The organism is Pseudomonas khavaziana (assembly GCF_036704165.1).
In the GTDB taxonomy this organism is placed as follows: domain Bacteria; phylum Pseudomonadota; class Gammaproteobacteria; order Pseudomonadales; family Pseudomonadaceae; genus Aquipseudomonas; species Aquipseudomonas khavaziana.
This window is the reverse complement of the sequence record NZ_CP129946.1, coordinates 2149014-2161717: the sequence shown is the minus strand read 5'-3', so window position 1 is coordinate 2161717 and position 12704 is coordinate 2149014. Positions and strand designations below refer to the sequence as shown.

The following is a 12704-nucleotide window of genomic DNA, read 5'->3' as shown; positions in this document are numbered from 1 at the left end:
TTAGCCCTCCTTGGCAGGCTGCGGATTCGCGCCAGGCGCGGATTGGCCGCTGTCTTTCAAGGCCTTTGTGACCTCCGGCGGCATGTACTTCTCATCGTGCTTGGCCAGCACCTCGTCAGCCACTACCACGCCATCGGCATTGAGCTTGCCCAGGGCGACGATGCCCTGGCCTTCGCGGAACAGGTCGGGGAGGATGCCGCGATAAGTGATGGTCACGGCCTTGTTGAAATCGGTGACCACGAAGGTCACGTCCAGGGAATCGCCGGAACGCTTCAACGAGCCCTGCTCCACCATGCCACCGGCGCGGATGCGCGTGTCCAGCGGGGCTTCACCATTGGCGATCTGGGTCGGGGTGTAGAACAGGTTGATGTTCTCCCGCAGGGCGCTCATCGCCAGGCCCACGGCAATACCCACACCGGCCAGGATGGCAAGGATGATCAACAGACGCTTTCTACGCAGCGGATTCACTTTTCGGTCTCCCGGCGCAGACGTCGCGCCTCTTGTTGCAGGTAACGCTTGCGGGCCAGGATCGGCGCGGCGACGTTGAGGACCAGTACCGCCAGGCAGATGCCATAGGCGGTCCAGACATACAGGCCGTGGTGGCCCATGGCGAGAAAATCACTGAAAGAAGCAAAGCTCATCCACACGCTCCCAGGCTGGTTTGCACTTCGGCTTTTACCCAACTGGTGCGGGCTTCACGCTTGAGCACTTCGAGGCGCATGCGCAGCAGCAGCACGGCGCCGAAGAAGCAGTAGAACCCCAGCACCATCAGTAGCAGCGGCGCCCACATCTCCACCGGCATCGCCGGTTTTTCGGTGAGGGTGAAGGTGGCGCCCTGGTGCAGGGTGTTCCACCACTCCACCGAGTATTTGATGATCGGGATGTTGATCACGCCGACAATCGCCAGCACCGCGCAGGCCTTGGCGGCGCTGTCGCGGTTGCTGATGGCGTTGCCCAGGGCAATCAGGCCAAAGTACAGGAACAGCAGGATCAGCATCGAGGTCAGGCGTGCGTCCCACACCCACCATGAACCCCAGGTCGGCTTGCCCCAGATGGCGCCGGTGACCAGCGCCACGGCGGTCATCCACGCGCCAATCGGCGCGGCGCATTGCAGGGCCACGTCGGCCAGCTTCATCTTCCACACCAGGCCAACGATGCCACACACCGCCAGCATCACGTAGCAGGACTGGGCCAGCATCGCGGCGGGAACATGGATATAGATGATGCGAAAGCTGTTGCCTTGCTGGTAGTCGGGCGGCGCGAAGGCCAGGCCCCAGACCAGACCGATGCCGATCAGCAGCACGGCGGCGACGCTCAACCACGGCAACAGCTTGCCACTGATGCCATAAAACCATTTGGGCGAGCCGAGCTTGTGAAACCAGGTCCAGTTCATTGCAGTTTCCATCACGGGTGCTTTTCGTCGTGGCGAGAAGCTCAGGGTCTTTACTGACTCAACGTCATCAACGCCGGGTCAGACCTCATTATTCGCCGACGCTGATTTTCAGGCCGGCGGCTATAGCAAAGGGTGTCAGGGTTACCGCCAGGGCGGTCAGGCTACCGAGCCATAAGAGGTAACCGGTCGCCGGCATGCCCATCAGCGCGGCTTGCAAAGCGCCGCTGCCGAGGATCAATACCGGGATGTACAAAGGCAGAATCAGCAGGGCCAGCAACAGACCACCGCGCTTCAAGCCAACGGTCAGCGCCGCCCCTACGGCTCCCAACAGGCTCAGGGCCGGCGTGCCGAGCAACAAGGATAGAAGCAATACCGGCAGGCACTCGCCGGGCAACCCTAGCATCATCGCCAGCAAGGGTGAGAGCAGCACCAGCGCCAGGCCGGAAAAAGCCCAGTGTGCCAGTACCTTGGCCAGTACCAGAAGTGGCAAAGGGTGCGACGAAAGGACCCACTGTTCCAGGGAACCATCTTCGAAATCACTGCGAAACAGCCCGTCCAGCGAGAGCAGGACCGATAAAAGCGCCGCTACCCACACCAGTCCTGGGGACAAGGTTTGCAACAGTTTAGTCTCCGGGCCGACCGCCAGCGGAAACAGCGCGATCACAATCGCGAAGAACACCAGCGGATTGGCCAGCTCCGCCGGACGACGGCACAACAACCGCGCTTCACGGGCAACCAACAGGGCGAACACACTCATAGTGACCACCGCCCGAGGTCCAGCTCGCGAAAACCGGCGGGCAGGCGCGTCAATGTGTGGTGGGTGGTCAGTACCACCAGGCCGCCTTTCTCGCAGTGCCGGGCCAGGTGCTCTTCGAGTTGGGCCACGCCTTGTTTGTCGAGGGCGGTGAAGGGTTCATCGAGAATCCACAGCGGCGGCCCAGGCAGGTATAAACGCGCCAGGGCCACACGGCGCTGCTGGCCAGCGGACAGGGTATGGCAGGGAACGTCTTCGAAACCCTTGAGGCCCACTGAGGCCAGGGCCTGCCAGATGGCGTCGCGGGAAGCGGGATGATGCAGGGCGCTGAGCCAGCTGAGGTTTTCTTCGGCGGTGAGCACGTCCTTGATACCGGCGGCGTGACCGATCCAGATCAGGTTGCGCGCCAGTTCGGTACGTTGTTCGTGTAAAGGCTTGCCGTTGAGTCGGACTTCACCTGCCGTGGGCTGCATCAAACCGGCCATCAGCCGCAGCAGGCTGGTCTTGCCGCTGCCATTGGGCCCGCTGATTTGCACCATATCGCCGCCCGCCAGCCGCAGCTCGAGTTGCTCGAACAACAGGCGCAGGTCGCGTTCACAGGCAAGCGCTACGGCTTCAAGAAGAGGGCTGGTCAAGAGATCGCGGGCCTTTACGGTTCAAGTCGGCGGTGCAGCGGCCGTTAAAGAGAGATGCACAATAACGACTTTGGCGACCGATTTTAGAGAGCTGGATCAAATAGTTGTGAGGTTTTTACCGCTCTCGTTGCAGACGGGCGGCATTATACATGCGATGCCCTACTCTAAAGAGGGCAATTTCCCCAGAGACGACGTGCACGATGACCGGCGAGATCAACCTACCTCCACTGCCTCCAGCCCCAGCGCCCAAACCTGCCCCGCTGCCTGCGGCGGGTGAGCTGCTCAAGCTGCTGGAGCCGCAGGCCGGCCTGATCGGCCCAGGGAAAACTGTGAACGCCGAGGTCATCGCGCTGAAACAAGGCAGCGAAGCCTTCCAGTTGTTGCTCAAACTGACCCTCGAAGGCGGTCGCCAGACCCTGGTACAGGCCAGCAGCGCCCAGCCCTTGCCATTGGGCAGCAATGTGGCGGTGAGCCAGGCGCCTGCGGGCAACCTGGCCATCACCTTGCAGCAGGCCATGAGCGCCAACGTCGCCGCCCTCACCCGCCTCGATACCGCGCAAATGCCGGTGGGCACGCTGCTGCAAGCCAAGGTGCTGACCACGCAGATGCTGCCCCAGGGCACGGGGCAGCCGGCGATCTATCGCTCGCTGGTGAGCGTGCTCAATAACGCCCTGGCCGGTGCCACCCTGACGCTGGAAAGCCCTCAACCCCTGCGGGTTGGCAGCTTGCTCAGCGCCGTGGTGCAGAACGCGCAAACCCTGAGCTTCGTGCCATTGAGCGGCTTGAAGGACCAACTGGCCGTAACGCAGCAGCTTGCCACCCAGCAAAGTCGCCAAGGCTCGCTGGATGCCGTGTTCAGCGCCTTGCAAAACCTGCCTCGTGGCGACAGCACCTCCGCCGACCTGCGGGCCGCTGCCGAGCGTTTATTGGCGGCGTTGCCCGACCTGGCGCAAGTCAGCAACCCCAAGGTGCTGGCGCAGGTGATCCAGAACAGCGGTGCTTTCCTGGAGGCCAAATTGCTCGCCGGGCAGAACCCGCAGATCCCCCCGCTGGATATGAAAGGCGCGCTGTTGCGCCTGGTCGCGGACCTGCTGCCCACCCTGCCCGCCAGCACCAACCTGAATGCCATCCTCGCCGCCAATACCCTGGCCCAGGTGCTGCCACACTTTGTCCGCAGCCCGTTGAACACCCTCGGCCAGGTCGGCGCCCGGCAGATACCCGCAAGCTTCCCGCTGCCCGAGCGGTTGATGGCCAAACTCGAAGGTGAAGGCGACCTCGAGAACCTGCTGCGCCTGGCCGCCGGCGCGATCTCACGCTTGCAGAGTCATCAATTGTCGAGCCTGGAACAGACCGGCACCACCGCCGACGGCCGCCTGCAAACCACCTGGCAGCTGGAAATCCCCATGCGCACCTTGCAAGACATCGTGCCGTTGCAGGTCAAGTTTCAGCGCGAGGAACCGGCGCCAGACCAGGACCAGCCCGAACGCAAGGATAAAAAAGAACCGAAACAGATGCTCTGGCGCGTCGAACTGGCCTTCGACATGGAGCCGCTGGGGCCGCTGCAAGTCCAGGCGCAATTGAACCAGGGCAAACTGTCCAGCCAGTTATGGGCCAGCCGCCCGTTCACGGCCAGCCTGATCGAAAGCCACTTGGGCAGCCTGCGCGAACGCCTGGTGTCCTCGGGGCTTGACGTCGGCGACCTGAATTGCCACCTGGGCACCCCGCCACGCGGCCCCAAAACCGGACTGGAACAACGCTGGGTGGATGAAACCGCATGAAGAACGCCACCCCGCCACGCCAGGCCATTGCCCTCAAGTACGACGGCCAACAGGCACCCACGCTGACCGCCAAGGGCGACGAGGCCCTGGCCGAAGCCATCCTCAAGCTGGCCCGGGAAAACGAAGTACCCATCTATGAAAACGCCGAGCTGGTCAAGCTGCTGGCGCGCATGGAACTGGGGGACAGCATTCCAGAAGAGCTCTATCGCACGATTGCCGAGATCATTGCGTTTGCGTGGACATTGAAGGGCAAGTTCCCGGCAGGGTACGACCCGGATGCGGGGCCGGTGGAGCGGGATGTCACAGAGCGTGGGGATGATTACTGAGTAGCCACAGGCATATACACATCCAAGTGTGGGAGGGGGCTTGCTCCCGATTGCGGTGTGTCAGTCACATTATTTCAACTGATACGCCGCTATCGGGAGCAAGCCCCCTCCCACATTTGGAGCCGGCCACATTTTCGCTCTGTGTTCAGCTCAAGACTTCGCTCAAGGGAATGAAATTGACTTGATCACCGATATCCAGCGTCGTGCCTTCCATCACCTCCACAAACCCCTCTGCCCACGCCGCGCTGCGCAGCACGCCGGAACTCTGGTTGTGGTAGATGACCGCCTTGCCCTGCTCAATACGCCCACGCAGGTATTCACGACGGTTACCCGGCTTGGGCCAGGCGAACCCTGCTGGCACTTCGAAACGCAGCGGCTGCACCTGCACCACACCTTGGCGGCGTAGCAGATAGGGGCGCGCCAACAGCGCAAAGGTCACCAGGGTCGAGGCCGGGTTGCCTGGCAGGCCGATCACCGGCACGCCACGAAAATGCCCGAAGGTCAGCGGTTTGCCCGGCTTGATAGCCAGCTTCCACAGCGCCAGCTCGCCCTCTTCACGCAAGGCGATGCCGAGGAAGTCCGCTTCACCTACCGAAACACCGCCAGTGGACAGGATCAGGTCGACGCTGCCCAGGCCCGCCAGGCGCGTGCGGGTCTGTTCCAGATCATCCGGCAGGATTCCTGCATCGATCACTTCACAGCCCATGCGTGTCAACCAACTGCACAGGACGCGGCGGTTGCTGTTGTAGATCTGCCCCGGGCCCAGCGGCAACCCCGGCTCGATCAGCTCATCGCCGGTCGACAGTACGGCCACGCGCACGCGGCGCACCACGTCGAGACGATCACACCCCAGGGATGCGGCCAGGCCCAGCTCGATGGGCCCCAGTCGGGTACCGGCGGTGAGCACGCATTCACCGACCGTGGTTTCCTGGCCCTGGGGGCGGATGTTGTCGCCCACTTGCAGCGGCTCGGTAAAACTGACGCGCTGGTCGGCATGCACCACGGCGTTTTCCTGCATTTGCACGCAGTCCGCGCCCTGGGGTACCGGCGCGCCGGTAAAGATGCGGGCGCAAGTACCGGGCGCCAACGGCTCAGGCGCATTGCCGGCGAAAATGCGTTGGCTCACCACCAGCGGTTCGCCGGTCCAATCCGCCAGGCGCACGGCGTAGCCGTCCATGGCGCTGTTGGGCCAGGGCGGCAGGTCAAGTGTGGAGATCAGGTCCTGAGCCAAGACCCGGCCGTCACACTCAGCCAGGGGCAGCACTTGCTGCTCGCGAACCGGCGCGGCTTCGGCCATGGCCAGCAGACGCTGCAAGGCGTCTTCCACCGGCATCAATGCACCGGTCTTGCCCGGCTTATCCACGGGATTCACAGGGTTCAGCCTGTTTCAGATGTGGGACGAAGTTGCACGGGCGGTGACGGCTATCCAGTTGCTCGGCGAGGATGCCGTCCCAACCGGTGCGCACGGCGTTGGTGGAACCCGGCAGGCAGCACACCAGGGTGCCATTGGCCAGGCCGGCCAGCGCGCGCGATTGCACAGTGGAAGTGCCGATATCGACCACGGATATCTGGCGGAACAGTTCGCCAAAGCCGTCGACCTGTTTGTCGAGCAGGCAGCTCACGGCTTCAGGGGTGCTGTCGCGGCCGGTGAAACCGGTGCCGCCGGTAATCAGCACCACTTGCACCACGTCTTCGGCGATCCAATGGGCAACCTGGGCGCGGATCTTGTAGAGGTCGTCCTTGAGCAGTACGCGCTCGGCCAGGTGGTGGCCGGCGGCAGTCAGGCGGTCGACGAACACCTGGCCGGAGGTGTCGGTGTCCAGGGTGCGGGTGTCGCTGACGGTCAATACAGCAATATTCAGGGGTACGAAGGGCGCATCGGCCTTGGCTTTCATGGCACGGTCCGGTTGTCGAAGGAACAGCCCGATGTTATATCACAGGCCCCCATTTACGTGCCGCAGCGGAACCACCATGTCTCTTGAATCTTCACTCCTGCCCTGTTCGATCCTGCTGTTGGCCGGTGGTCGCGGCCAACGCATGGGCGGCCAGGACAAAGGGCTGCTGCAATGGCGGGGCGAACCTTTGATTGCCCACCTGCAAAGGCTGGCCCGGCCGCTCACCGATGACCTGATCATCTCGTGCAATCGCAACCATGAACGCTATGCGCCTTATGCCGATCAATTGGTGAGCGATGACAACCTGGAATTTCCCGGACCGCTTGCCGGTATCCGCGCCGGACTGCTCGCGGCACGCCATGAGCATTTGCTGATCCTGCCGTGCGATGTGCCGCAGATCGATGGGCGACTGCTCGCCGACTTGCGTGAGACCGCCCAGCGCAACCGGCAGTTGCCGGTGATGGTACGCCAGGGCGAGTTCTGGGAACCCTTGCTGTGTATCATCCCGACCAGCTTGAAAAACCAAGTGGACCAGGCCTGGCAAGCGGGTGAGCGCAGCCCGCGCAAGATCTTGCTGGAACTGGGTGGCGTGGCCCTGCAATGCCCGGCCGATGACCCGCGCCTGGCCAACCTTAATACGCCCGAGCTGTTGCACCCACGGGCTGGCGTGTCAGAATGAGCCCTGCACAAGGAACTTTGCCGACGTCCTATACGTCACAAGGTCAGCAATTTAAAAGTATTCTCTCGGAGACAAACTCATGACTCAACGGACCATCGCCGCTCTCATGCTTGCACTGGGCATCGCCACCCTCGCCGGTTGCGCTTCGCCAACAGTGATCACCCTGAATGACGGTCGCGAAATCCAGGCCGTCGACACCCCGAAATTTGACGAAGATTCGGGCTTCTACGAATTCCAACAGCTTGACGGCAAGCGCACCCGCATCAACAAAGATCAGGTTCGCACCGTTAAAGACCTGTAAGCCACAACGCTTGCACACAAGGCCCGCCTCGCGCGGGCCTTGTTGTTCCTGGGGTTTACCAGTCGAGGGTGATCTGGCTGCGGAAACTGCGTTCTTCACCGCTCACCGGATCGATAAAGCGCACGCCTTGGGCCAGCAGTTTCAGGGGGTTGGCGTAGTCATCCTCGGCATCCTTGATCACCTCGGGGTAGAACGGGTCATTGCAGATACTCGCGCCAAGCGCGGTCATGTGCACGCGCAGCTGGTGCTTCTTGCCAGTCACCGGGAACAGGCCGTAGCGCCATAAGTGGCCGTTTTTCTCTCGCACTTGCACAGCCGTTTCGGTGTTACTGGCGCCCAGCCCTTCCTGCATACGAAAGAACGGCTCGCCATCCACCAGCCGGCTTTTGTGCACCAACGGAAAGCTGCGGTTCGGCAAGGCTGGGGCGATGGCTTCGTAGAATTTATCGATACGCCGCGTGGGAAACAGTTGCTGATACGCCGAGCGGCTTTGCGGGTTGGCCGAGAACAGCACCAGCCCCGCCGTATGCCGGTCGATACGGTGCAGGGGCACCAGCGCGGGGTTGTCCAGGCGCCGGATCAGGCGACGCAGAAGCGTCTGCTCAACGTACTCGCCAGCAGGCGTAACCGGCAGGAAATGCGGTTTGTCCGCCACCACCAGGTGTTCATCGGCGTACAGAATGCTTTCCTGTACCGGGATGACTTTCTCGTTGGGCACTTCGCGAAAGTAATAGATGCACAGGCCTTCCTTGTAGGCCAGGTCCAGGCTGATCGGGCTGCCATTGATATCCAGTACCCTGCCCCGCGCAATCCGGTCCAGCCACTGTTCGCGGCCGATGGCCGGGAAGTGCTCGCACAGGCAATCGAGCACCGTCGCCCATAGGCCTGGGGGCAGGTACAAGGTACTGGCTTGGTGCTGGGAAGGGGAAAAACCGGAAGTGGACATGCAGATGCTCGAAGCCTGGGAAACAGGCGGGCATTATCCCGCATGGCGCACGATTGCCTAGGGCCTATCTCAGGCCTTGGCCAATTGCGCCCGCAGGACCGGCGACGCGCTTGCCGCCTCGGTGAACTCCTTGAGCCAGCGCAATACGTCCACCGCTTCCCAACGGCCCGGATCATACAGCGCGTAAAGCAAGCCCTGGTAGCCCACTACATCCAGCTGCCTGTGATAACCGGCACGCTGGAACAGCGCCTCGATTTCCGCAAAGCAAGTGTTGAAATGCACCTTGTTAAACGGCGTCTTGCCTTCCGTGACCAGGCCATCGAGGCGCAGCTCGTTTACCGCGTCACGCACGACATCGGCAGACATGCGATTGACGCTGCTTTTCAGTTGTTCAACATTCACCACGGGCGTTCCCTCTATTCAATCGCTGTACGAATATACAGTAACGTAATATTGAGAAACCCGCCATCGCATAAATTTCAGCGCAGGAAGGCGACAACCTGATCACTGTCGAATGGCCAGTCCAGTTCTGCCCCGGTGTCGACCCGCCGCAGTACCGGGATCCTTAGGCCGTAGGCTTCGGTCAGGTCTTCTGGATCAGCAATATCGATCAATTCAACCATCAGGCCGTGTTCGACCAACGGCATGAGGACCTCTTCGGCAAGTTCACAAAGATGGCAACCCAGGGTGCCGAACAGCTGGCATTCAGGAGGCATGACGAAAGAACCCGGTCAGAAAAACAAGTGATCATTCTAAACCCGCTCGCCCCATGAAATCCCATTGCCGACAAAACACCTGACCCAGGTCACCATGGCCTATAACTGATTCAGCGATTCTCGCGGCTTTTTGCCCGTCCACCTGCAACGGAGATGCCTGTGTTTGCCAACCTGCTGATCATCCTGGCCTCATCTTTGGTGGTGATTGCGCTGTTTCGCCGGCTGCAACTGCCGCCCGTGCTGGGCTACCTGTGCGTGGGCCTGGCGGTAGGGCCGACTGCACTGGACTGGGTGAACGATAACGAGGACCTGCCGGACCTGGCCGAGATGGGCGTGGTGTTCCTGCTATTTTCCCTGGGCCTGGAGTTTTCCCTGTCGAAAATGTTCGCCCTGCGCCGTGTGGTGTTTGGCCTGGGCAGTTTGCAGGTGCTGGGCTGCGGGGCGCTGCTGGGTGGTCTATTGATGGGCTTTGGCCTGGCACCGGGCATCGCGCTGCTGCTCGGCGCAGGCCTGGCGTTGTCGTCCACGGCCATCGTCAGCAAGGAATTGACCAGCCTCGGTGAGATCTTCAGCAGCCATGGCCAGAATGCGATTGGCGTGCTGCTGTTCCAGGATGTGGTGGCGGTATTGCTGCTGACACTGGTACCGGTGTTCGCCGGCAACAGTGACCAAGCCTGGTACTGGGCGCTGCCGCTGACCCTGGGCAAGACTGTGGTGTTGTTCGTGGGCCTGCTGTTCGCCAGCCGCTGGTTGCTGCCGCGGTTGTTCCGTGAAGTCGCGGCGTCCCATTCGGCGGAGTTGTTTGTATTGCTGGCGCTGGTGATTGTGTTGCTCACGGCCTGGCTCACCCATCTGCTCGGCCTGTCCCCCGCCCTTGGGGCATTCCTGGCCGGCATGTTGCTGGGTGAAAGTCATTATCGTCACCAGATCGAAGCGGATATCCGACCGTTCCGAGACATTCTGCTAGGGCTGTTTTTTGTCAGCATCGGCATGTTGATCGACTTGCAGTTGTTCGTCAGCCATAGCCTGTTGATCCTCGGCCTGACCCTCACGCTGATGCTGGTCAAGGGTTGCGTGGTCGCCGCACTGGTCAAGCTGCGTGGCAGCGACACCGAAACCGCCTGGCGCAGCGGTCTGGCCCTGGCCCAGGGTGGCGAGTTCTGTTTTGCGTTGATGGCGCAGATGCAACAGAGCCGGCTGATTCCGGATCAATTCAACGGCCTGCTACTGGCCGCCACGTTCTGCTCGATGCTGATGACACCGTTGCTGCTGCGCGCCGCGCCGGCCATTGCCCTGCGCCTGCACCGCAAGCCCAACCAGCAGGTGCAACTGGAGCAGATCACCGCGCTCAATGCGCAACTGCATGGGCATGTGGTGATTTGTGGTTATGGGCGGGTGGGCCAATCCATCGGGCGTTTTATGCGCCGGGAACACCAGGCGTTTATCGCCCTGGATGACGACCCCGCACGCGTACAGGAGGCCGCCACCGAGGACAGCAGCGTGCATTACGGCGACTGCCGCCGTGGCGCCTTGCTCAGCGCCGTCGGCCTGGAGCGGGCGCGGTTGGTGGTGATCGCCGTGGACAACAGCGATGTCGCCCTGCTGGTGCTCAAGGAAGCGCGGCGGATCAACCCTGAGGTGCCGATCCTGGTGCGCACTCGCGATGCCAGCCAGTTGGCTGAGCTCAAGGCCGCCGGTGCCAGTGAGGTGGTGCCTGAGTTGCTCGAATCAAGCCTGATGCTCGCCTCCCACGCGCTGATCCTGCTGGGCCTGCCGGACCAACAGGTGCAGGCGCGGGTCGATGAAGTGCGGCATAACCACTATCGCCTGCTGCACGGATTCGATCCGCAGCCCCGCACTGACGAAGAGGCGCCGATCAATCCTGACTGACTGCGCCAATCTTGTGGATCGACAGGTCAGCACCGTAATACTCCTCTTCCTGGCTCAGGCGCAGGCCGTGCATACGCTTGATCACGCCGTACACCAGCAAACCGCCGCCGAAGGCCACCACTACGCCAAGACCGGTGCCGATCAACTGGCTGATCAAGCTCACGCCGCCCAGCCCACCCAGGGCGGTCTGCCCGAAGATGCCACAGGCGATACCGCCCCACACTCCACACAAGCCATGCAAGGGCCATACACCCAGCACGTCGTCGATCTTCCACCGGTCCTGGGCGGCGATAAAACACCACACGAACAGGCCACCGGCAATGGCCCCCGTGACCAGCGCGCCCACCGGGTGCATCAGGTCGGAACCGGCGCAGATAGCCACCAGCCCGGCCAATGGGCCGTTGTGCAGGAAGCCCGGGTCGTTACGCCCAATCACCAGCGCGGCAACGGTGCCGCCGACCATGGCCATCAACGAATTGACCGCCACCAGGCCACTGACCCCATCCAGGGTTTGCGCACTCATCACGTTAAAACCAAACCAACCGACGATCAGGATCCAGGACCCCAGCGCCAGGAAGGGGATGCTCGACGGCGCAAACGCCACCAGGCGCCCTTCGCGATAACGCCCGTTGCGCGGGCCCAGCAGCAACACGGCTGCCAGCGCGAGCCAACCGCCCATGGCGTGTACTACCACGGAACCGGCAAAGTCGTGGAAGCCGGCACCAAAGGCTACGAGCAGCCAGGCTTGCAGGCCGAAGTTGCCGTTCCACACCATGCCTTCGAAGAAGGGGTAGATAAACGCCACGATCAGCGCGGTGGCGCACAGCTGCGGAGCAAACTTTGCTCGCTCTGCAATGCCGCCGGAAATGATGGCCGGGATGGCCGCAGCGAAGGTCAGCAGGAAGAAAAACTTCACCAGGCCGTAGCCATGATCGGCACTGATCACGGCTGCTGGCTGCATGAAGTTCACGCCATAGGAGATCCAATAGCCTATAAAGAAATAGGCCAGGGTGGAGATCGCGAAGTCGCTGAGGATTTTCGACAAGGCGTTGACCTGGTTCTTCTGGCGCACCGTGCCGACTTCCAGGAAGGCAAAACCGGCGTGCATGGCCAAGACCATGACCGCACCAATCAGGATGAACAGGGTGTTGGAGCTGTGGATGAGGGTGTCCACCGCACTTTGCAAATTTTCCATGGAGGTTGGCAGGCCTGCATCAAGGCAAAAAGCACCAAAGCGGTTCAAGCCAGGGTTTCGCGCACTAAATTGGCACCGCCGGCCCGCCCTTCTTCAGAGGGCGTGAACCGCTTTAGCGCAGCGATCAACAACACAGGCCGTTGCCGACAGGGTTTTTCCGCGAGTTTCAGTAATTTAGGGTAAGGTTTTTCAAAGC

General features: G+C 61.9%; 16 protein-coding genes. 5 read left to right on the top strand and 11 right to left on the bottom strand.

Annotated elements, in window-relative coordinates; genetic code table 11:
* The 5 genes from ccmE to ccmA form a co-directional block, all read right to left on the bottom strand.
* Window positions 1-468, bottom strand: a complete 468-nt coding sequence (gene ccmE, locus QYQ93_RS09660) for a cytochrome c maturation protein CcmE (protein ID WP_043050431.1) — start codon at window positions 466-468, stop codon at window positions 1-3.
* Entirely contained in the window at window positions 465-641 is a 177-nt protein-coding gene (gene ccmD, locus QYQ93_RS09655) for a heme exporter protein CcmD (protein WP_043050432.1), read from the bottom strand. Before ccmD ends, ccmE begins: the two co-directional genes overlap by 4 nt.
* Window positions 638-1393 carry a heme ABC transporter permease gene (locus tag QYQ93_RS09650; protein WP_338476803.1) on the bottom strand — a complete coding sequence of 252 codons (756 nt, stop codon included), beginning with the start codon at window positions 1391-1393 and terminating at the stop codon, window positions 638-640. The genes ccmD and QYQ93_RS09650 overlap by 4 nt, the downstream gene beginning before the upstream one ends.
* Before the next feature lie 88 nt (window positions 1394-1481).
* Window positions 1482-2150, bottom strand: a complete 669-nt coding sequence (ccmB, locus tag QYQ93_RS09645; RefSeq protein WP_043050434.1) for a heme exporter protein CcmB — start codon at window positions 2148-2150, stop codon at window positions 1482-1484.
* Window positions 2147-2782, bottom strand: coding sequence for a cytochrome c biogenesis heme-transporting ATPase CcmA (gene ccmA / locus QYQ93_RS09640; RefSeq protein ID WP_043050435.1), 636 nt, complete (start codon window positions 2780-2782; stop codon window positions 2147-2149). Before ccmA ends, ccmB begins: the two co-directional genes overlap by 4 nt.
* A gap of 200 nt (window positions 2783-2982) precedes the next feature.
* Between ccmA and QYQ93_RS09635 the strand changes: the two genes are divergently transcribed.
* Together QYQ93_RS09635 and QYQ93_RS09630 are read left to right on the top strand one after the other, a co-directional pair.
* The gene (locus QYQ93_RS09635; protein ID WP_338476802.1) at window positions 2983-4560 is read left to right on the top strand and encodes a flagellar hook-length control protein FliK; all 1578 of its coding nucleotides are present in this window, start codon (window positions 2983-2985) and stop codon (window positions 4558-4560) included.
* Window positions 4557-4886: an EscU/YscU/HrcU family type III secretion system export apparatus switch protein gene (locus tag QYQ93_RS09630; protein ID WP_043050437.1), complete on the top strand. Its 330-nt coding sequence runs from the start codon at window positions 4557-4559 to the stop codon at window positions 4884-4886. The genes QYQ93_RS09635 and QYQ93_RS09630 overlap by 4 nt, the downstream gene beginning before the upstream one ends.
* A gap of 145 nt (window positions 4887-5031) precedes the next feature.
* Here the strand turns inward: QYQ93_RS09630 and glp are convergent, their stop codons facing one another.
* Window positions 5032-6258 carry a gephyrin-like molybdotransferase Glp gene (gene glp / locus QYQ93_RS09625; protein WP_043050438.1) on the bottom strand — a complete coding sequence of 409 codons (1227 nt, stop codon included), beginning with the start codon at window positions 6256-6258 and terminating at the stop codon, window positions 5032-5034.
* Entirely contained in the window at window positions 6242-6781 is a 540-nt protein-coding gene (moaB, locus tag QYQ93_RS09620) for a molybdenum cofactor biosynthesis protein B (RefSeq protein ID WP_338476801.1), read from the bottom strand. Before moaB ends, glp begins: the two co-directional genes overlap by 17 nt.
* Before the next feature lie 76 nt (window positions 6782-6857).
* Here moaB and mobA point away from each other — a divergent pair, with 76 nt between their 5' ends.
* Both mobA and QYQ93_RS09610 read left to right on the top strand, forming a co-directional pair.
* On the top strand, window positions 6858-7460 hold the full coding sequence (gene mobA / locus QYQ93_RS09615; RefSeq protein ID WP_338476800.1) for a molybdenum cofactor guanylyltransferase MobA: 603 nt from the start codon (window positions 6858-6860) through the stop codon (window positions 7458-7460).
* Between the two features lie 79 nt (window positions 7461-7539).
* Window positions 7540-7761 carry a YgdI/YgdR family lipoprotein gene (locus QYQ93_RS09610; protein ID WP_043050441.1) on the top strand — a complete coding sequence of 74 codons (222 nt, stop codon included), beginning with the start codon at window positions 7540-7542 and terminating at the stop codon, window positions 7759-7761.
* Between the two features lie 55 nt (window positions 7762-7816).
* Here the strand turns inward: QYQ93_RS09610 and QYQ93_RS09605 are convergent, their stop codons facing one another.
* The 3 genes from QYQ93_RS09605 to QYQ93_RS09595 all read right to left on the bottom strand — a co-directional run bounded on the left by QYQ93_RS09605 (window position 7817) and on the right by QYQ93_RS09595 (window position 9423).
* Entirely contained in the window at window positions 7817-8707 is an 891-nt protein-coding gene (locus tag QYQ93_RS09605; protein WP_043050442.1) for a pseudouridine synthase, read from the bottom strand.
* Window positions 8708-8776: 69 nt separating this feature from the next.
* The gene (locus tag QYQ93_RS09600) at window positions 8777-9112 is read right to left on the bottom strand and encodes a hypothetical protein (protein WP_043050443.1); all 336 of its coding nucleotides are present in this window, start codon (window positions 9110-9112) and stop codon (window positions 8777-8779) included.
* A 74-nt stretch (window positions 9113-9186) separates the two neighbouring features.
* Window positions 9187-9423, bottom strand: a complete 237-nt coding sequence (locus tag QYQ93_RS09595; protein ID WP_043050444.1) for a glutaredoxin family protein — start codon at window positions 9421-9423, stop codon at window positions 9187-9189.
* Between the two features lie 153 nt (window positions 9424-9576).
* Here QYQ93_RS09595 and QYQ93_RS09590 point away from each other — a divergent pair, with 153 nt between their 5' ends.
* Entirely contained in the window at window positions 9577-11313 is a 1737-nt protein-coding gene (locus QYQ93_RS09590) for a monovalent cation:proton antiporter-2 (CPA2) family protein (protein ID WP_338476798.1), read from the top strand.
* Here QYQ93_RS09590 and QYQ93_RS09585 read toward each other — a convergent pair.
* Window positions 11300-12508, bottom strand: a complete 1209-nt coding sequence (locus tag QYQ93_RS09585) for an ammonium transporter (RefSeq protein WP_043050446.1) — start codon at window positions 12506-12508, stop codon at window positions 11300-11302. The two genes, QYQ93_RS09590 and QYQ93_RS09585, sit on opposite strands and share 14 nt — an antisense overlap.
* Window positions 12509-12704 lie beyond the last annotated feature (196 nt).

Bases quoted from the DNA above. Each gene is read 5' to 3' on its own strand.
- QYQ93_RS09595 (WP_043050444.1), bottom strand. From the start codon at position 9,423: ATGCCTCCTGAATGCCAGCTGTTCGGCACCCTGGGTTGCCATCTTTGT.
- QYQ93_RS09590 (WP_338476798.1), top strand. From the start codon at position 9,577: ATGCCTGTGTTTGCCAACCTGCTGATCATCCTGGCCTCATCTTTGGTG.
- QYQ93_RS09605 (WP_043050442.1), bottom strand. From the start codon at position 8,707: ATGTCCACTTCCGGTTTTTCCCCTTCCCAGCACCAAGCCAGTACCTTG.
- ccmB (WP_043050434.1), bottom strand. From the start codon at position 2,150: ATGAGTGTGTTCGCCCTGTTGGTTGCCCGTGAAGCGCGGTTGTTGTGC.
- ccmD (WP_043050432.1), bottom strand. From the start codon at position 641: ATGAGCTTTGCTTCTTTCAGTGATTTTCTCGCCATGGGCCACCACGGC.
- QYQ93_RS09650 (WP_338476803.1), bottom strand. From the start codon at position 1,393: ATGAACTGGACCTGGTTTCACAAGCTCGGCTCGCCCAAATGGTTTTAT.
- QYQ93_RS09635 (WP_338476802.1), top strand. From the start codon at position 2,983: ATGACCGGCGAGATCAACCTACCTCCACTGCCTCCAGCCCCAGCGCCC.
- QYQ93_RS09585 (WP_043050446.1), bottom strand. From the start codon at position 12,508: ATGGAAAATTTGCAAAGTGCGGTGGACACCCTCATCCACAGCTCCAAC.
- QYQ93_RS09610 (WP_043050441.1), top strand. From the start codon at position 7,540: ATGACTCAACGGACCATCGCCGCTCTCATGCTTGCACTGGGCATCGCC.
- mobA (WP_338476800.1), top strand. From the start codon at position 6,858: ATGTCTCTTGAATCTTCACTCCTGCCCTGTTCGATCCTGCTGTTGGCC.
- moaB (WP_338476801.1), bottom strand. From the start codon at position 6,781: ATGAAAGCCAAGGCCGATGCGCCCTTCGTACCCCTGAATATTGCTGTA.
- QYQ93_RS09630 (WP_043050437.1), top strand. From the start codon at position 4,557: ATGAAGAACGCCACCCCGCCACGCCAGGCCATTGCCCTCAAGTACGAC.